Raw genomic sequence first — 16,024 nt, forward strand, 5'->3', positions numbered from 1 at the left:
GAAAGAGATTTTAACCATTTAAAAAATAATCAAAAGCAAATACTTGACAATTTGGGTATCTTTTTTAAGGACATAGATAATCGTTTTGATATCCAAGATAGAGATTTGTTGGAAATCAAAGCTTATTTAATAGGGAAAGGATTAATAAGAAATCACCATGAAAGTGAATAGTCTAAATCTCCATTTTGTACAATAAAATTAAAATCACTCTGGTAAATGCAAAGCTTGCGAGCTTCCGCCTCTGCCAGAGTCCAAATCACCATTTTTTCATTTGAGGCTAAATAAACCAAAGACCCCAAGCCAAAAACCAAATCCTAAAAGCAGCATACCGAGCATCAGCAATCGTGATTGTGGATACCCATAAACACTATCTTGATAAGCGATTACTGAGGAAAATAGAGATATCCAGTCTTTGAGAAATTCTTTAAATTTTGGCATAAATCTCCATTTTGTCTTTTGGCGCGGCTAGATTGGGCTATTTAGGACATTTTACTAAAAGGCTTGAATATTCATTTGGATCTATCCCGCCATTAAGTGATACCCATACTTCCCGATTCATAATTCCTCTTTTGTCACATAGAACCCTTAATACCTATATTGTCCGTTGAGAATACCATTTGCAATCTCTGACCACAGCGCACTTTTAAGAAGGCCCCCCGCTCGTAATAATCTTCAACCTTCCCTAACTCCCAATTGCGTGTTCGTAAGTTTTTGACGAACACTTGCCGACCGTTCGCAATTGGAGCGATCGCTTTTGGATGTATCCAGCCTTGGGGGAGTTGGTCATAGGTCGGCACTGTTCCAAGCAGTTCTGCAACAGTTAAATGTTCTGTTGTTAAGGCGATATTTTGGCTCATTTATCCTCACATCATAGATTCCGTAAGCGTTCTAGCTTTTGTGCCTTTCTCGCTGCTACTAATGCCCTCAATTTTGCCCCCGCATCTAACCAGCATTCTTTTGCTGAATCTTCCAAAACTGGCTCACAATCAGTCTTTTCAGGATTCTCAAAATTGCTCCCCTTATTCTGACCGCTCCCGGCGCTCCTTAAAGAGCAAGCCGGGAGCTTATCTTCTTGAGGGGGGTCTAGGGGGGAAACGAAGTTTTCCACAGGCACGATGCCCGGTTGCTCGGTCACAGTTGAAAGCGATCGCTCGTAAGCTAAAAGCGATTGCTTCCACTTGTACCGGGCATACTTCATTGAGGTCAGTTGAAAATCTAAATCGTAGATATTGCAGCGTGGCAACCAGATTACTTTTTGATATTTATTCAATCGGTCAAGGTTGATCGGGTGTCCTCCCTCTCGCCTTGCTGAAGAATCGCCATTGGGTTCATAAATGCGAATTACTCCAGTATCCTGCCAACTAAAAGATATGTCTGATTGGCTTTTACACTGCCAAGAGGTTGCACCTTGGTTAATCCGAGTATAAATCTCTTTATATTCGGGTTTGGCTTGCATAATTTGTCTTTTATCCACCTCCAACTTGTCTAAGTGTCTCCGAACTGTCCAACGACTAAGCCCACAAGAAACGGGCCCGGCCGTCAAGTTTTTGGCTATGGTCGGTTGACTTGTCCCAAAAGGAACAAATCGCCGTCCGACGAAAATCCGCTTTTGACCACGGTGAATCAATCCACGTATGCCCCCACGGTTCATTTGCAGTGAGGTTTGGTCTTGATTCATTAGATGATCAACTGTCGGAAAATCAAAACATTTTCGCTCTAGCTGGCTTCTCTGTTTGTTGGCCGCATAGCGCGAACGCTCCTGTAAATCCTGGGCAGTAATTGCGCTGGCAACCATCCGGCGGCCATTGCTGACTAGAAGCATACTGAGGGGAATTTGTGCAACCACTCCCCAGGATTTAATTTTTAAAAACTTGCTTACCCGGTACAAGCCGCCCAATTTAACAAACAGCTTGCCATTTCTCCATGTGGAATGCCAGAAAAACCCGCGCTGTTTGCCTTCAGCTAACCATCTATATATAGTTGCAGTAGATGCCCGTAATGGTTTAAGTTGCTCCTGTTCAATCTCTACCCACCCAACGTTCGTCACATCTATAGCCCGTAAAAAATACCAAAGTTTGGTGCATGGGTGCGTTACCAATAAAGCGCTATGCACTCTTACTTTTGAAGGGCTTAATAAAATTCTTGCAGATATGGCGATTACATAAAAGCTAAGAATGCTAGAATTTAGATGTACTATGCTAGTAGTATCAATTGAGAGTTGCATCAAAAACCAAGCCTACGCGAACAGGTTTGGTTTTTGTTTAGCCTTTCAGATTGAGAAAATACTTGAGATTGTGATAGCGTCTTAGTTAGTTAATTTATTTTGGTTTTTTGTGGAACCCGGACGATGAGTTGTTCAAAGCAACTCGGCGACATAGGTAGACGCTTGCTATCGACAAGCTTTATTTCGCAATCTGAAAGGCTAAACAAAAACCTTTCCTAATGGACAATCGAAAATACCCCGCCCCCTAGAACGAGAGGGAAGCGGAGTTGACAAAAGTCAGTTTTCGCCCCAATCGGGGCGGAAATGGTACTTATGTACTGTTCATTTCTAAATTCCATAAAAGTACAAATTTACTGATTAACTAACAACCTATCACGGGGCGGATTGCCTGATACTACTGAGAATCTACCCAAAAACCAAAAAAGATAGATACTCAGTGCTTTTCAGGGCTTTTTAATTTGTTTTAAAATTTCTTGCCCCTTGGTAAATTGCCCCCCCTGATATCCCATAACTTCTTTAACTATTTTAGAATCGCTCAAACCTGCTCCTAGACAGGCTTTTACGGCTTTAATCATGTCCTCTGATAAGCCATTTTTGGCGGTAACACCTGCCGCAAAGCCTTGCAGGGCAACGGTTTCAGGCGTTACCGCGTTCGCTTCAGGGGTGACAGGTTGTAACCTGCTCATAACTTGACCGTATTGCTTAGTATCGGGTAATTGGCACGGCTGATCATCTACCATGCAGCGATATTTTCCAGTTTTTAACCAAGCTTCAAGGCTGACATCTCCCAGCTTTTTAGCATGATCAACCGCGAACTTACCCAGGCGCACATAGCGAAAATTCTTTCTTGCTTGCCCTTCTCCCTCAATGCCCAGCGATTTTACAGCGTCGGTCTGACTCAAGGCGATAATGCAGCGCTTGGGTTTACGTCCTCTATTGCCGTGCTTAATTAACCAATCGCTTGCTATGTCTACCTCAGAGGCTAATAAGGGAAATTCCTCAGCAATTGTAGTGCTTTCCAGACCTACAAGTGCCTTATCTCCACTTTCCCCCCTTAACTCGATCCGGCGCTGTAGTTCCTCTAAATCAGCTTCCATTGCCTCTTGGATAGCTTCAAAATTACCTTTCCGCCCAATCACCTTTAAACCCTGCCATTCGTCCGGGGAAGCATCTGGATCGTAAACTGTGACTTCTCCACCAAGGCGATAAGCTAACCACTGAGCAAGGCTAGATTTACCCGTGCCAGTGTCACCAATGATAAAAATGTGCTTTCCGTCAATCGCTTCTAGCAAGTCAATGGTTTGCAAGTCTTGCGGTAAAGCTGATTTTGGTTGAATTTCTGCTACTACACTTTGTAATGGCACTCCCATAAGGGGCAAAGCATCGTAAATAATTATTAACTTTTTGGTTCCAGCTTCTAACTGCTCACAGCAATAAACCAAAATTTTTAAGGCTGCTTTGGTTGTGGAGATTGTAAATATTCCTAAACCAAAGAGTATTCTTCCCGATGCCCAACCACTAAATCTAGCTAGCGCCCTCCAGTCGGGCAATGGCATCTCTACCCAAGCTTGGCGCTCTATTCGATGTGATGGCAGGTCAATTGTTATTTTTTCCTTCTCCATAGCCCATCTCTAATTGAATCCTGAAATGAAATTGCGGCGATCGCTTTTCTCCAATCGCCAAAGTGAGGCAGGCAACGGCAATCAGGAGCGCTGCACACAGCTTTAGAATGCCGTCACCATTCATACTTAAAAGCCCAATCTTTGAAAATTGGTTATTAGCCTGTCAACAGGATTTTTAATTTCTCTAAACTCCTCCACTTGCACTTCTCCAGCATCAATGCCATTTTCTAAAAGCTGCTCCCTAATAGCGCTTGCAGCTTCTTCAACATCTACCGGAGTAGTAGATTCAATGATGGTTATACCTTCCCCTTCTCTATCCCAGTAGGAAATTTTGTAAGATTTCATCCGCAGATCCTCTTGTAAATAAACGAATTTGAGGTGAAACCTTGACGGGCAATTAATTCCTCATCTGGAGTTTCAGCGATAATCTCAGCCCAGCCGGTTGCCTCACTGCGAATATTTTTTTCAGCCATTGCCCCCAAACTGGGGCAAGTTCGCTCAAATTCAGCGATCGCTTTTTTCTCTTTATCTGTAAGTTCTCGTGCCATGATTAAATAGTTCCATCTTTTGCGGGTTGAACATGTCCCAGCGTGGGTTTGCCCTGCACGCTGGATAAAGCGATCGGCTAGAAATCACCCAGCCGATCGCCCTAAAAAATTATTTTGTAGCAGCGACCTGAACCAACGGGGTAAGCCCTGTTAGTTCGCAAATCACAATATTGAGATTTGCTGACTTTGACATGAGGGTAGCTTCCATCAGATGAGAGACTAAAAGGTGTCCACAAGGGGAGCGCGTCCCAACCGATCGGTGAATTATCTACCTTGCATTCATAAGTCGTCGAGTTCATCTCACTTGCACCAGCTGCTGAGGGCAGCGGCGGCGGCTGCCTACGCGGTCGTCGTTGCTTTGGCTCCTTTGATTCTGCTTTTGCAGTGCCATTTAAGGCTTGTGTTGTTTCCATTGCTTGTGCCGATGTTACTCACATATACTCTTTGTATGTTATACAGCTTGTTACAACTAAAAGCAACTAATACAATATTTGATTACAATACCAACACGAAAGCTGTTAAAATGGTTTACGTGTGTTAAGTAACTGTAATCTATGACTAATGCAAGGCGGATACAGGTTTATGTTTCAGAGGAAATTTACGCATATCTTGAAACTAGAAGTAAGGAAGAAGGACGTAAAACAGGCAATCTTGCATCTTGGATTCTTTCTAAATCCGTTGAAAATTTAGAAAAAAATAAAAATGCATCAAAGCCTGACAAAATATCATAAGTCTTTGCCTACGTAACGCTTTTTGAAGGTTTTTGGGCGTTAAGTGACAAAAACTGACTATCGTACTTTTTTAGCAATGCTTTTAGAGATAATTATTATTTGTCCCGCTCCAAAACACATAGGGCAATCAGCAATACAATGATTAGCTAAATCAATTAAACCCAATCCTTTACACCGAAAACATTTGATAAATATATAATCTTTCATATAGGAATCCGGTTTGATTACTGAAATTATTTGCGTAGGCTAGGAGTGGGGAGTAGGAAGATACTTATAATAAGTTTGGTAGATGAACAAAAAGGCTGAGGATGTATCCCTCAGCCTTTTGGATTTAAACTTTTATCAAATTATTCAACAATCGCCCAATCACTACCGTAATAGGAAAATCTAGCCAGAGTTTTGTTGTCCGTGTACAAACTAACTTTCCCTACGCCAAGTTTAACTACTCTCTTTGCACTTGGATACCCATTTTGATTACACAGGTCAATAAATCCATCCCACGGACTTTGCCAGTTGTTTACAGATAGCCAATTTTTAAACAATGAATTTGCCGTCTGGTTAGCTTCTTCATCCAGTGAAGCCCAGCTACAGTTTGGATTATTGCAATAGCTAGCTAAAGCTGTTAAAGTTCTTGAGTTCATTTTTATTCTTAGTAGGTGAACAATTTCATAATACCGTGTATATACACCGCTGTCAATCATCCCCAAGCCCTAACTCGTGTGGCTCCTCTTCAATTAGTTTGTAGAATTTATTAAAGTAATCCCAACTGCGACTACTCATATTAAAGTCCTTACCTTTTTGCGCTCCGTTTCTACCATAATCTTCCCTCTGCCACTCGATAAAAGCCTCAATTGCCTTCATGACAGCCGATTGCTGATCTGCCTTGCCACTGATGAATTCCTCAATCAATTCAGTTCTAGATTTGCCTTGCTGACTCGCTTTCACCCCCAGTGCTTCCCAATCCTCATCTGATAAGCGCATAGAGCGCATCGGCTTTTTCTCTTGCCCTTTAGGAGCAAACTGGCCAGAATCATCTCTATTCAAATTCCCGATCCACAAGTTGCTAGAATTAGTCATGGGTTTTAGTAATTACTACATCACTAAAGCCATGCTACCATGTATATACACCGCAAGCAATGGCTGTATATACATGGTATGGATTCTCAAAAAGAAATTTTAGACACTATATGCCTACAAAGGCTGTGTCCTAATTGCAACAGTCAACAACTTAGTTATCTTGTTTATGAAAACGATAATGAAATTTACTTTGAATGCATTGATTGCAATTGGGAATTAACGACTCAAATTGATTTAGTTCGAGACGCGGGGTTTTATCCCCTGCAAGGTGAAATACCATGAATAAATCTGAATCCTTCCAAGATTATCCGCTTTCTGAATGGGATTACATACCGATTTACAGAAAACTTCTGGAATTACAATGCGACCTTAGAGTTTCTATTAATTTCATCATTGCTCAAGAATCCTCCTCTCCAGAGTCGCATTCCCAACTCAATAGACAGCTAGAAAATATAGTGGCGAGTATTTACCTAATCCAAGACAAATTAAAATCAGAGGTTATCATGGAGTAACACTTTTCCTGAGTGCCATTTCCTAGCCTTTGATAAGAAAAAGTTATAGTTCAAGTCTAGAACCCGCTTTCTGCCGTCAGAAGGCGGGTTTTCTATTGATAAGTAAAGTCTAATGTAGGCATGCCCAATACCCATCAATCATGGAATTGCAAGCATTCCAGCCCTCATATGACAAAATGAGGATTATGTCTGATAGGAGTGGGATGTGAAAGTTAGGGGCAACGGGCAAGCCAAAATTTTAAATGCTGTAGAAATTAACCGACTGTTCATTGAACTTAAAAAGAAGCCGCGCGATAGCTGCTTATTTGCTATTTGCTTTTTTACCGGATGCCGCATCAGTGAAGCTTTACACTTGCACACTACGGATATCAGTGAAGGACTGATTACATTTCGCAAGTCTACCACCAAAGGCAAGCTGAAAACTCGCACAGTCCCAATTCATCCAGCCTTGCAAAGATTTTTAAATTCCTATCAGCCGCGTATTGCCGGGCCCATGTTCCCAGGTCGGCGCGGGGTCAACATTTATATGTCACGGGATACAGCTGATCGGATTTTGAGAGATGCTTGTACGAAAATTGGTATAAGTGGCGCGGCAACTCATTCTTTCCGGCGATCTGCTTTAACTCACATGTCGCGCAACGGGGTTCCCTTGCGAACAATTCAAGAAATTAGCGGGCATAAAGACTTGGGAACATTACAAAAATATTTGGAAGTTGATCCAGAGGAAGTGGTAAAAGCAATTAGCTTCATAAATTTTTAAAAACAATTCCGTAATTTCTCGCTAGTAAGCACTTATGCAAGTCATCACAATATCAGCATTCATTAATAATACGGATATGCAAGAGACTAAACCTCAACTCTCTACAACTTATACACAATTAGGTGAATTATTTAATCTGCTAGAAATAGCTGCTTTTGAAGAGGGACTTGATTTTGGAGAAGACTTGACAGGGTGTTACAAGTGGTTTTTGTCCCCAACGGCTGTTGTTTTTTTACAAAAACGCTCCCCCAACATCTTAGAAGAACTCGGTAAAAATTCCCGCCTTTCTTGTCGGTTTTTACCTTGGCAAGGTCACAAAGGGTTAGCCTTTGAAGTGAATTTGATTTTATGAATAGCTTTCCTTCACTCCCAATCACTTTGCCCACTCCCTGTAAAGCTTGTGGACACGGCGGCGGATTATTAATCAGACCACATCCAAAACACCCAGGATTGATTAAGTGTGGATGCTGTGATATTTATCAGGGTAGAGCGGATCAGCTCAATGTAGCCACGCAAGCAGCGTAAATTATGCCTGTTGTTACTCACAATCAGCTTAAAAATTATAATTACAGAGGTTTTGTAGTCTACCTGTATTGGGAACAGCACACAAAATGGTGGTTTTATGGTTTTTACTATGCTCGGTTCACTCCGAAGAGTCAGCCTCAATGGTCGCCGCCTTTTGATTTGGAGGGGCAAGCAATGGAAATAGCAGAGTTTGTCATTGATGAACTCCTCACAGATTACACCTGAAACGACAAAACTATATTTTCGTTGCAAGGTTTTTAAAAAAACTTGGCGCTATTTGAGGATCTGTCTTAAATTGTAATAGTTTCACTAATTTTAAATATGGCTGAACCAACATTAGTAGAAGTTTTTGGCACGGGCGCAACACAAGATGCGACCACCATTACAATTCAAAAAAGTTCACTGCTACGCTTGACCCCTAGTGCAACTAATACGGCTGAAAGCCTGCTAACAGGGATTTTATTAAAAGCCCAAGCGGGGTTGTCTCAAGCTAATTTTGATGCGAATATTGACCAAAGTATTTATCTAACCGATGGATTCCCTGGATTCACGACTAGGGGAACGAATAATACTTCTTATCGAGTAGACCAGCTAACTGTAAACTTGGCAAAAATAGACACTTCATCTGTGATTGATCCGGATGATTATTAAAGATGCAATCTCTTACTCTTGAGCAGGTATTTGGGGGGGGAGCCTCCCAAAATGCAAATAACTTGATTATTCAAAAATCTTCGCTATTGAGATTAACTCCCCAAATAAATAACACGCCTGAAAGTTTATTAGCTGCAATATTAATTACAGCTATAGCAAATTTTCAAGGAATAATCACAGATGAAAATAATCAAGCAATCATTGATGAAAACAATCAAGCAATTGAATTTGATAATTCTGAGATGTTTGAACTGCTAAAAATTATTGATTGGGAACCATTTCAATCGACGCGCGACGGACAAAAATATATTAACAATCAAATAATAATTTTTAGCTATGCCCCAAATTAAAGATATTGCAATCACAAAAACCATTGCTGGTAATGCCGATTTTTTAGTAATGCAGTCTCCATCTGGAGAAACATACAAAATTACAAAATCTGATTTACTTGGTGGGTCTTCAAGCAGCACCACAAAAATATTAACTTATTCGAGTAATGGTGATGCTAATGGTGTTTTTTATTGGCTAGGAACACAAAAAGGATTAGCGGCTTGGGGTAATCCTATTAGTGCCGGACAAGTGGCGGTTACGATGTCAAGTATTTTCAATAATGATTCTACGACTCATGGGAACGGATCATTACTAGCCAACAGGTTACCCGGTACAGGAGTCGCCACAACAAATACTGCAAGTCAAAACATTAAATTTGGTTTAAACGGCAAAAAGTTGATATGTACTAATTATTCTATTCGTGGCAGAAGCAGCACTACTAATGAAATCAGAAATTGGAAATTTCAAGCCTCCAATGATTCTTCTACATGGGTAGACCTTGATAGCGTCGTCAATACGAGCCTTGGAAGTTCTACTTGGTATAGTAAAAGCATTAGCGGGCAAACTATAGCCTATGAATTTTTTAGAATCCTTTCTACTGGAGTTGATAGCGGCGGCGCAAATATTTTAGCTTTTGATGAATTGGAACTTTATGGAACGTTGCAAGGTTAATTATAAATAATATTTGGCTATGAGCTACTGTCAAATTGGCGAAATTGCAACTGTTAATTACACTTTTGGAGATGGCAGAAAAGAGAAATTTATTTCTAATACATCCCCTATTAATGTAAATCTAATTTCCCAAACTTTAAATACATACAATTATTACGATCCTAACTCTCAGAGTAATCGAACAGCGCAAGGAACTTCATACATTACTAAACAAAATTTAAGTTGTCAGCAAGGACAGACAGACATAGATATTTTTAATGGGAATTCCTTGGTAACAAATTCTTGTTTTTTAGCTGGTAGTTTAACAATAATACCGCCCAATCAAGAATGCACCTTAATAGTTAAAGATGTAAATAATCTACAGCTTTTTACGGTATCAGGCAAGTGTCCCGTAAACTTCACCGTAACTTGTGGAGATGGATGTCCTGAAGGTTTTTGCAAATGTGTAATACCTGAGTATCCGGGTTACTGTTGTTTAGATTGCAATTCTACAGCCGCATCTATTCGCACTATTACTAATGAATTAAGAGGGAAAAATGGCTGATACTTGCGCTAGTTTAGCGGCTGAAATTGCAGCACTTAGGGCGGAGATTGCACGGATACCTAAAGTAGATGAAAACCGCATTATCAACGCCACCAAGTCGGCATTGCAACCAGACATCGCTTATGCTGTGGCGGCTGGCGGGGTTGTAGTTGCTCAAAAACTAAAACCACAAATAGAAGACGCACTACAAAAATCCACGAACGCATTCCTGGAAGTTGTTCGGAACACAGAAAGAATTCGTCTCGCTGAAATAGAAGCCAAAGGCGCATCTGCTACAGCGACAAGAGCGGAAAAGAACGCGGCTGAATATGCGCGGCAAATGAGGGAGGAGCAAGCAAGGATAACACGCGTTGAAGGTGAGGCCGTAAGGTTGGGGCGCGAGAACAAGCAATTACAGATATCAGATGAAGAACTGTACACAGCCAATCGTCAACTTGATACAGAGTCGCGACGTTTGGCGCAATTAGAGCGCAAAAATGCTGGCAAAATACAACAAATAGAAGCAGAAATACCGCCCATTAAGAGTAATGTAGAAACAGTTAAGACCGATGTGAAGAATGCAGTTAGCAAAGCAACTGATGCAGTTGCCGACGCTGCGAAAGCGAGTAAACAAGTGCTGGATGTAGCTAGTGACGTAACGGGCGTAAAAGGCGCAATCAACGGTGTTAAGGGCACTCTTGGTAAATTGGGCGATACTGTCGTTGCGGTCGAAAAGAAAGCGGGGGATGCTATTACTGCTGCCGCAAAAGCCGTCGGCATATCCAGCGAAGCATTAGGAGCTACGGCAAGACTGGGCGGTAAAGTACTCGAGATATTTAATGTAATCGGTACGATATTCACTATCCTTGACGGCATCGCTTCAAGGGAATTACTTGGTGCAAGGATGGACGCGGTAGAGGCAGGATTAGCAGCGTTAGGTAGAGACGTGTCTAGCATACTTGGCAGGTTATTTCAGGTCGTTAACCAAATAAAAGGCTTCAACGGTGCTATCGATGCAGTGCGTGCCTTAGCGAATGAGGCTAAAGGTTTGAGTGCGTCTGCTACATCCTTGGCACAATCTGCACTAGGTAACGCAAGTACTGCACAGAGTACAGCAGTGGCTGCACAGAGTACAGCAGTGGCTGCACAGAGTGCTGCATCAATGGCACGAGTGACGGCGTTAGAATCCCAGACTGTAGCAGGTAACGCGATAAAGAACGCAGCCACAGCCCAAGGTACGGCATTAGAAGCGCAGCGACAAGCAGCAACAGCAACTGCAACTGCAACCAAAACAAAGACACTAGCAGAACAAGCATTACAAAAGGGCGGTGAAGCACTAACAAAAGTTCTCGAAATTGGCGCAACAGTATTAACCATAGTGGCACTCGTGCAGGGTATTAAAGCATTACGTGGTATTCCCGGGCCCCGAGGAATACCGGGGCAACGTGGGGAACGGGGTTTTATGGGATTTCCGGGCTTACGTGGGCGAGATGGTGTAACAACGGTTGTTACCTTACCCGGTATTCCCGGCAAACCAGGTGATAGAGGATTTCCGGGATTGAGTGGCAAAAATGGTAGGGATGGGCGAAACGGTATTAATGGTAAAGATGGAGTTGATGCAGTGCCATACAACGATTCAGGATTACGTGCATTTATTGCAGCACAGCACACAGGAACAAGGGCAAATAGCAACGTGCAGCACGGAACAACAAGGACAACAATATTAACACCTATTCTTGCTGCATTTGCACCAGTGTTAGCGCTTTTAAAACAAATTTATGACATTGTATCTAAAGCATCAGCAGCAGCACAATTAGCACTTTTAAACATAATTAACAACAAACTTGGTAATCAAGTTCTGGGCGGCATTGGTGGCTTGATTACCCGTGTTGCTGAAAATAGCTATGTTGAAAAAGCGCTCTCTGTTCTGACTTTTGCGGCCACAATGCATAATGCTTTAATGCTTAGTAATAATCTTGCCCAAACACTAGGAACAATAATTGATCAGGTACTAGGGTTTGTTCTGCCAAAAGGTATTGATGGTACACCAATTTCTATTAATCAAGTAATTGGTAAAGCTGTAACTGAAATTATTACCAGTGCAATTGGAGAAGCTAATTACAAACAAATATCTGAAGATTGGGCTAAAGCTAATAGAATCTATCAAGCGGGCGCTAATGTTTTTAATCAAATTGGCAATGCGGTTGGACTCGTTACGGCGGGGCTTGAAGTCATCGCCGGAAATGTTGGTAAAATTGGGAATGCTTTAAAAGTTTGGGGTGTAGTTAGCGAAAAAGCTTATGGCTGGATGAACCCACAGCCTAATTTAAAAGGGCGATTTTTTAATTTTATTAATACTGCAAGCGAAAAAGCAAATACTATTGCCATGATGGTAGCTATACCCGTTGGAATATCAATAGCAGCAGTGGAAATCAATAGTAGTGTTGAAGCTGTTAAAAAAGAATTGGATCAGGAAGACCCCAAAGATAAACAAGGTAATCCAGTTGTAGATAAATTAGGAAATGTTGTTAAATATCAACCCGGCGTTACAGTTCCAGAACCAACAGTTACAACTAAAGCAAATGTTGAAGCTAAAGCGGATTCGACAAACTTTTTAGAATTAGTACTTGAAGATATTTTTGATGGAGGTGATTAATCATGGTTACTATTCCACCACGCGATAAGCAAGGCAGGCAACTTCCGCCAACTTCAAATATTTCAACAGGAGAAACATTAACACCTACTAAACCGGGACAAATTGTTCCTAAACAAGCGTCAGATAATTCTTTACCAAATAATTTTAATGCTTTTGAACATTTACAAGCGGTTTACATTCCTCAGCATAATGCTTTAGTCAAGCGATATTTTTCAGACCATCCAACAAATTGGCAACCCAATATTGCAACTTCTCGTAGTAGCTTGCGTGTAGCTTGTACAATGCTCGATTCTGATAATCAATTAATGATGAATTTACGACATCATTTATTTTTTGATTTGTTGGGGTATGGGAGAAAAAATCTATCTGTTTTTTATGGAAGTATTGAGGATAGTTTGCCTTCAGTCTCAGGACATCCAAGAATATTATTTTATTTTTCTCAAGATTCTCAGTCAATGGCTCCAACGCAAACACACAGGGCTGATGCTGAATATAGCGTTAGATTAATGAAATTAACTAATACATCACCTGAGTTAAAAACTAAATTAATAGAAATTGCTAACGAAATTAAAACACAATTTATTGTAAATGGACAAGGAATTGTCTTGGTAAAGGGTAAGCTAGGAATAGTTTATAATGACCCCGTAAATGGTTTTTATTCCGGGCGAAGAGTTCTAGCTAATACTGAAGCCGATGGAATTGATATTTACCAAAGAATGTGTAACGTCATTGATGCGCCATTTGATAATGAGAAAATTACAGTAACTCACCCAAAAAAACCAAGCTCAATTGGCCCTATTACACAAACTCAAATAATTATGGGAAAAGTTCGATATAAACCAGCTTATCGCCGTGTAGTTTCTGTCCGATTTCGTTATGCTTACGCAGAAATACCTGGAGAACCACATCCAGTTTTTTTAATAGATACGACTTCTAGGTATAATCCCTTGGTTAATATTTAATATTTGCTATTAACTAAGGGTAGCTTAAGCTATCCGGAGAAAAGAATTCGCTAAAACCCTTGCTATACTTGACTTTGTAGTTAAATTTAAGTTTTTTAAACATGGCTTATAAAGACATTTCTCGTGGCGTTCGCCTGGCAGCAGATCATGCTAAATACTTGGTTTGGCTAAACAAAGATACAGCTGCTAGACAAGCTGCTTATGCAACTGTAACTAACCCGGCCGAGAAAGTAAAAACCGATCGAGTTCTTGGAGCAATTATTCCTTTTAGTTCAAGTGGAACGACCCTTTCTTATCTTCCTGCTAGGTTAATTGCTCCTACACAAACGGGTAGAGGCGGAGTTCTAGCAACAACAGTAAAAGGTATTCTTGATGAATTTACTTTCACCCAAGCAGATTTAACCGCTTTAACCACTCCTAATATTATTGAAGGCACTACATTTAAACCCGCAAAATTAACTGTTATTCAACGTGTCACAACGGCTGATACCAAAGAAGCTTCTCGGATAACCGGAAGACTTTATTATAGACACGAGAATGATTCAGTAACCGGGTCATTTGGTAAAAAAATTGCTGCTGATACTTATGATTCAGTAATTACAGCTATCAAAGAAAAAGCCGCATTTACAGGATTGTTTACAGGAAGTGCAAACGCTTTAGCCAGTAAATTTCGCTTTGTTCCAGAAGGAGTTTAAATGTCAATTGCTTCAGACAATAATTTGTTATGGGTTCCCTCAGATATTAGTGATTTACTCACTGTATCGGTTGATGGGCAAGCTGATAAAGATGTTGTTGATGGAATGCTTGTAATTAATTGTTCTGCTAGTCAGTGGTTGTCTGGGATAATGGACGATTACACTTATTTTGAATTACTTGACCATTATGGGATTGACCCTTTTGGTTTTGTTGGTGAAGTAGAGGATCATTTGCAATTGTTAATGAGATGACACGAAGTTTACAGCTAGGGATTGAAAGTAATTGGAGTTTACAATATAGTAATTCTTTCCCTGCTGTAAGTTTTCTTAACGACGCGTCAGGGAATCCAATTTATCAAAAAATAAATGAGATAATTGTCCCGGTTACATTTGATAAATCAATCATTGCAATATCTGTCAATACTACTGTTCCCGTTGGAAGAATTTGGGTTTATTCGGGATATTTAACTCGCAGTTTAACAACTGCATTAGGAGCAAGCTTTACAGGGGAGAGAAGAAAAATATTTTTAGGGAAGTTTAATTTAATATTTTTTGAGGATTTAAATATTGATTATCTTGTTTCAATCAAACTCCCTGACTGGTTTATTAGTGCCAATATTGCAATTTATCAGTATGAAGGTATTGACACAACAACAATTGAGGATAATATCGAGTTAATAAAAATAGCTGTACAAGCTTAAGAATTTAAAACAACAGGTATTTTTAACCAAAAAATAATTAGAGCGTTGAGATTTGTGTTTGCCTAATTAATATTTAAATAATTAAATTATGCCTATTTTAATTCCTGGTGGTGGAAGTTTTCAAAATGTTTCTCAACCTTGGTTAACTCCTCAAGTATTAGTAGATATTAATTTGGAAGATATAGAAAGAATATCAAATTTCACTCAACCGGGGGATACATTGCTTGTCGGAACAGTATCTTATGACCGCGTAATTAATGCAGAAATTCAATTAATATATATTGCTGAATCCGAAATAGATTCTCAATTAGATAAAGTTTTACAAAGTATTGCTACAGCTTTAACTTCAGACTGGAACCCCTCTAATAGAGATTCAAGACCAAGCCTTTCTTCAGTAGATCCGGCAATTAATCCCATGAATTTCCAATATGGATTACAAATAGATAGTACCCAAGAGATTCGATATATAAGCGTTTGGATTCAAAGTCAAAAGCTTAAAATTGAATATGCAACACAAGCTTTTCAAAGAGTAAAAACTTATGTGTTAGCGGCATTATCTTCTTAGGATGATTAAAAGCACAACAATATGTCTAAAAATATTAACGAATACATTACTCTTGGTTTTGCAATAGGTGGTAATTTAATCTGGGGCTTAATATTTTTTTCTAACACTATTAAGCGACGCTATGCAGCAGAAAGAGATTTTAACCATTTAAAAAATAATCAAAAGCAAATACTTGACAATTTGGGTATCTTTTTTAAGGACATAGATAATCGTTTTGATATCCAAGATAGAGATTTGTTGGAAATCAAAGCTTATTTAATAGGGAAAGGA

The 16,024-nt window shown here is 40.1% G+C and carries 26 protein-coding genes; 16 read left to right on the forward strand and 10 right to left on the reverse strand.

The features are described 5' to 3' along the window. Window positions 1-267: 267 nt before the first annotated feature. The 8 genes from VE944_RS33120 to VE944_RS33155 form a co-directional block, all read right to left on the reverse strand. The gene (locus VE944_RS33120) at window positions 268-438 is read right to left on the reverse strand and encodes a hypothetical protein (RefSeq protein ID WP_324987751.1); all 171 of its coding nucleotides are present in this window, start codon (window positions 436-438) and stop codon (window positions 268-270) included. Window positions 439-572: 134 nt separating this feature from the next. Beyond that, window positions 573-857 (reverse strand): hypothetical protein, encoded by a 285-nt coding sequence (locus tag VE944_RS33125; RefSeq protein ID WP_324987754.1) that lies wholly within the window; start codon window positions 855-857, stop codon window positions 573-575. 11 nt (window positions 858-868) lie between these two features. Beyond that, window positions 869-2,047, reverse strand: a complete 1,179-nt coding sequence (locus tag VE944_RS33130) for a hypothetical protein (RefSeq protein ID WP_324987757.1) — start codon at window positions 2,045-2,047, stop codon at window positions 869-871. Window positions 2,048-2,667: 620 nt separating this feature from the next. Further along, window positions 2,668-3,846 carry a P-loop NTPase family protein gene (locus VE944_RS33135; protein ID WP_324987760.1) on the reverse strand — a complete coding sequence of 393 codons (1,179 nt, stop codon included), beginning with the start codon at window positions 3,844-3,846 and terminating at the stop codon, window positions 2,668-2,670. Beyond that, window positions 3,821-3,970 (reverse strand): hypothetical protein, encoded by a 150-nt coding sequence (locus tag VE944_RS33140; protein ID WP_324987764.1) that lies wholly within the window; start codon window positions 3,968-3,970, stop codon window positions 3,821-3,823. Before VE944_RS33140 ends, VE944_RS33135 begins: the two co-directional genes overlap by 26 nt. Window positions 3,971-3,972: 2 nt before the next feature. Beyond that, window positions 3,973-4,191: a hypothetical protein gene (locus VE944_RS33145; protein ID WP_324987767.1), complete on the reverse strand. Its 219-nt coding sequence runs from the start codon at window positions 4,189-4,191 to the stop codon at window positions 3,973-3,975. Further along, window positions 4,188-4,394: a hypothetical protein gene (locus VE944_RS33150; protein WP_324987770.1), complete on the reverse strand. Its 207-nt coding sequence runs from the start codon at window positions 4,392-4,394 to the stop codon at window positions 4,188-4,190. Before VE944_RS33150 ends, VE944_RS33145 begins: the two co-directional genes overlap by 4 nt. 101 nt (window positions 4,395-4,495) lie before the next feature. Further along, window positions 4,496-4,807 carry a hypothetical protein gene (locus tag VE944_RS33155; protein ID WP_324987773.1) on the reverse strand — a complete coding sequence of 104 codons (312 nt, stop codon included), beginning with the start codon at window positions 4,805-4,807 and terminating at the stop codon, window positions 4,496-4,498. 141 nt (window positions 4,808-4,948) lie between these two features. Here VE944_RS33155 and VE944_RS33160 point away from each other — a divergent pair, with 141 nt between their 5' ends. Next, window positions 4,949-5,125, forward strand: coding sequence for a ribbon-helix-helix domain-containing protein (locus VE944_RS33160; RefSeq protein ID WP_324987776.1), 177 nt, complete (start codon window positions 4,949-4,951; stop codon window positions 5,123-5,125). 347 nt (window positions 5,126-5,472) lie between these two features. Here VE944_RS33160 and VE944_RS33165 read toward each other — a convergent pair whose 3' ends face one another. Together VE944_RS33165 and VE944_RS33170 are read right to left on the reverse strand one after the other, a co-directional pair. Then, window positions 5,473-5,766, reverse strand: coding sequence for a hypothetical protein (locus tag VE944_RS33165; RefSeq protein ID WP_324987779.1), 294 nt, complete (start codon window positions 5,764-5,766; stop codon window positions 5,473-5,475). Between the two features lie 52 nt (window positions 5,767-5,818). Beyond that, window positions 5,819-6,202, reverse strand: a complete 384-nt coding sequence (locus tag VE944_RS33170) for a hypothetical protein (RefSeq protein WP_324987782.1) — start codon at window positions 6,200-6,202, stop codon at window positions 5,819-5,821. A 278-nt stretch (window positions 6,203-6,480) separates the two neighbouring features. On the opposite strand from VE944_RS33170, the gene VE944_RS33175 reads away from it, so the two are divergent. From VE944_RS33175 to VE944_RS33245, 15 genes are all read left to right on the forward strand, one after another. Beyond that, on the forward strand, window positions 6,481-6,714 hold the full coding sequence (locus VE944_RS33175; RefSeq protein WP_324987785.1) for a hypothetical protein: 234 nt from the start codon (window positions 6,481-6,483) through the stop codon (window positions 6,712-6,714). Window positions 6,715-6,919: 205 nt separating this feature from the next. Further along, on the forward strand, window positions 6,920-7,474 hold the full coding sequence (locus VE944_RS33180) for a tyrosine-type recombinase/integrase (RefSeq protein ID WP_324987788.1): 555 nt from the start codon (window positions 6,920-6,922) through the stop codon (window positions 7,472-7,474). A 34-nt stretch (window positions 7,475-7,508) separates the two neighbouring features. Continuing rightward, complete coding sequence (locus VE944_RS33185; protein WP_324987791.1) at window positions 7,509-7,826, forward strand: hypothetical protein; 318 nt, start codon at window positions 7,509-7,511, stop codon at window positions 7,824-7,826. A gap of 176 nt (window positions 7,827-8,002) precedes the next feature. Next, complete coding sequence (locus tag VE944_RS33190; protein ID WP_324987794.1) at window positions 8,003-8,224, forward strand: hypothetical protein; 222 nt, start codon at window positions 8,003-8,005, stop codon at window positions 8,222-8,224. A gap of 96 nt (window positions 8,225-8,320) precedes the next feature. Continuing rightward, window positions 8,321-8,650, forward strand: a complete 330-nt coding sequence (locus VE944_RS33195; protein WP_324987798.1) for a hypothetical protein — start codon at window positions 8,321-8,323, stop codon at window positions 8,648-8,650. A gap of 2 nt (window positions 8,651-8,652) precedes the next feature. Continuing rightward, window positions 8,653-9,000, forward strand: coding sequence for a hypothetical protein (locus VE944_RS33200; RefSeq protein WP_324987801.1), 348 nt, complete (start codon window positions 8,653-8,655; stop codon window positions 8,998-9,000). Beyond that, window positions 8,987-9,652, forward strand: coding sequence for a hypothetical protein (locus VE944_RS33205; protein WP_324987803.1), 666 nt, complete (start codon window positions 8,987-8,989; stop codon window positions 9,650-9,652). The genes VE944_RS33200 and VE944_RS33205 overlap by 14 nt, the downstream gene beginning before the upstream one ends. A 19-nt stretch (window positions 9,653-9,671) precedes the next feature. Then, complete coding sequence (locus VE944_RS33210; RefSeq protein WP_324987806.1) at window positions 9,672-10,196, forward strand: hypothetical protein; 525 nt, start codon at window positions 9,672-9,674, stop codon at window positions 10,194-10,196. Then, window positions 10,189-12,831 carry a coiled-coil domain-containing protein gene (locus VE944_RS33215; RefSeq protein ID WP_324987809.1) on the forward strand — a complete coding sequence of 881 codons (2,643 nt, stop codon included), beginning with the start codon at window positions 10,189-10,191 and terminating at the stop codon, window positions 12,829-12,831. The genes VE944_RS33210 and VE944_RS33215 overlap by 8 nt, the downstream gene beginning before the upstream one ends. A gap of 2 nt (window positions 12,832-12,833) precedes the next feature. Next, window positions 12,834-13,793, forward strand: a complete 960-nt coding sequence (locus VE944_RS33220; RefSeq protein WP_324987811.1) for a hypothetical protein — start codon at window positions 12,834-12,836, stop codon at window positions 13,791-13,793. Window positions 13,794-13,894: 101 nt separating this feature from the next. Continuing rightward, on the forward strand, window positions 13,895-14,488 hold the full coding sequence (locus tag VE944_RS33225; protein ID WP_324987813.1) for a hypothetical protein: 594 nt from the start codon (window positions 13,895-13,897) through the stop codon (window positions 14,486-14,488). Next, window positions 14,489-14,740, forward strand: a complete 252-nt coding sequence (locus tag VE944_RS33230; protein WP_324987816.1) for a hypothetical protein — start codon at window positions 14,489-14,491, stop codon at window positions 14,738-14,740. Further along, window positions 14,737-15,189 (forward strand): hypothetical protein, encoded by a 453-nt coding sequence (locus VE944_RS33235; RefSeq protein ID WP_324987819.1) that lies wholly within the window; start codon window positions 14,737-14,739, stop codon window positions 15,187-15,189. Before VE944_RS33230 ends, VE944_RS33235 begins: the two co-directional genes overlap by 4 nt. 88 nt (window positions 15,190-15,277) lie before the next feature. Continuing rightward, a complete protein-coding gene (locus VE944_RS33240; protein ID WP_324987822.1) occupies window positions 15,278-15,754 on the forward strand; it encodes a hypothetical protein in 477 nt (158 codons plus the stop codon). Between the two features lie 21 nt (window positions 15,755-15,775). Then, window positions 15,776-16,024: hypothetical protein (locus VE944_RS33245; protein WP_324987825.1), on the forward strand; the 249-nt coding region annotated here is incomplete at its 3' end.

The sequence above is a fragment of the Nostoc sp. genome, assembly GCF_035638895.1.
Classification (GTDB): domain Bacteria; phylum Cyanobacteriota; class Cyanobacteriia; order Cyanobacteriales; family Nostocaceae; genus Nostoc.

Excerpts from the sequence above, each read along its gene's own strand:
- VE944_RS33120 (WP_324987751.1), bottom strand. The coding sequence starts at position 438 with ATGCCAAAATTTAAAGAATTTCTCAAAGACTGGATATCTCTATTTTCC.
- VE944_RS33125 (WP_324987754.1), bottom strand. The coding sequence starts at position 857 with ATGAGCCAAAATATCGCCTTAACAACAGAACATTTAACTGTTGCAGAA.
- VE944_RS33135 (WP_324987760.1), bottom strand. The coding sequence starts at position 3,846 with ATGGAGAAGGAAAAAATAACAATTGACCTGCCATCACATCGAATAGAG.
- VE944_RS33140 (WP_324987764.1), bottom strand. The coding sequence starts at position 3,970 with ATGAATGGTGACGGCATTCTAAAGCTGTGTGCAGCGCTCCTGATTGCC.
- VE944_RS33145 (WP_324987767.1), bottom strand. The coding sequence starts at position 4,191 with ATGAAATCTTACAAAATTTCCTACTGGGATAGAGAAGGGGAAGGTATA.
- VE944_RS33150 (WP_324987770.1), bottom strand. The coding sequence starts at position 4,394 with ATGGCACGAGAACTTACAGATAAAGAGAAAAAAGCGATCGCTGAATTT.
- VE944_RS33155 (WP_324987773.1), bottom strand. The coding sequence starts at position 4,807 with ATGGAAACAACACAAGCCTTAAATGGCACTGCAAAAGCAGAATCAAAG.
- VE944_RS33160 (WP_324987776.1), top strand. The coding sequence starts at position 4,949 with ATGACTAATGCAAGGCGGATACAGGTTTATGTTTCAGAGGAAATTTAC.
- VE944_RS33165 (WP_324987779.1), bottom strand. The coding sequence starts at position 5,766 with ATGAACTCAAGAACTTTAACAGCTTTAGCTAGCTATTGCAATAATCCA.
- VE944_RS33170 (WP_324987782.1), bottom strand. The coding sequence starts at position 6,202 with ATGACTAATTCTAGCAACTTGTGGATCGGGAATTTGAATAGAGATGAT.
- VE944_RS33175 (WP_324987785.1), top strand. The coding sequence starts at position 6,481 with ATGAATAAATCTGAATCCTTCCAAGATTATCCGCTTTCTGAATGGGAT.
- VE944_RS33185 (WP_324987791.1), top strand. The coding sequence starts at position 7,509 with ATGCAAGTCATCACAATATCAGCATTCATTAATAATACGGATATGCAA.
- VE944_RS33190 (WP_324987794.1), top strand. The coding sequence starts at position 8,003 with ATGCCTGTTGTTACTCACAATCAGCTTAAAAATTATAATTACAGAGGT.
- VE944_RS33195 (WP_324987798.1), top strand. The coding sequence starts at position 8,321 with ATGGCTGAACCAACATTAGTAGAAGTTTTTGGCACGGGCGCAACACAA.
- VE944_RS33200 (WP_324987801.1), top strand. The coding sequence starts at position 8,653 with ATGCAATCTCTTACTCTTGAGCAGGTATTTGGGGGGGGAGCCTCCCAA.
- VE944_RS33205 (WP_324987803.1), top strand. The coding sequence starts at position 8,987 with ATGCCCCAAATTAAAGATATTGCAATCACAAAAACCATTGCTGGTAAT.
- VE944_RS33210 (WP_324987806.1), top strand. The coding sequence starts at position 9,672 with ATGAGCTACTGTCAAATTGGCGAAATTGCAACTGTTAATTACACTTTT.
- VE944_RS33215 (WP_324987809.1), top strand. The coding sequence starts at position 10,189 with ATGGCTGATACTTGCGCTAGTTTAGCGGCTGAAATTGCAGCACTTAGG.
- VE944_RS33220 (WP_324987811.1), top strand. The coding sequence starts at position 12,834 with ATGGTTACTATTCCACCACGCGATAAGCAAGGCAGGCAACTTCCGCCA.
- VE944_RS33225 (WP_324987813.1), top strand. The coding sequence starts at position 13,895 with ATGGCTTATAAAGACATTTCTCGTGGCGTTCGCCTGGCAGCAGATCAT.
- VE944_RS33230 (WP_324987816.1), top strand. The coding sequence starts at position 14,489 with ATGTCAATTGCTTCAGACAATAATTTGTTATGGGTTCCCTCAGATATT.
- VE944_RS33235 (WP_324987819.1), top strand. The coding sequence starts at position 14,737 with ATGACACGAAGTTTACAGCTAGGGATTGAAAGTAATTGGAGTTTACAA.
- VE944_RS33240 (WP_324987822.1), top strand. The coding sequence starts at position 15,278 with ATGCCTATTTTAATTCCTGGTGGTGGAAGTTTTCAAAATGTTTCTCAA.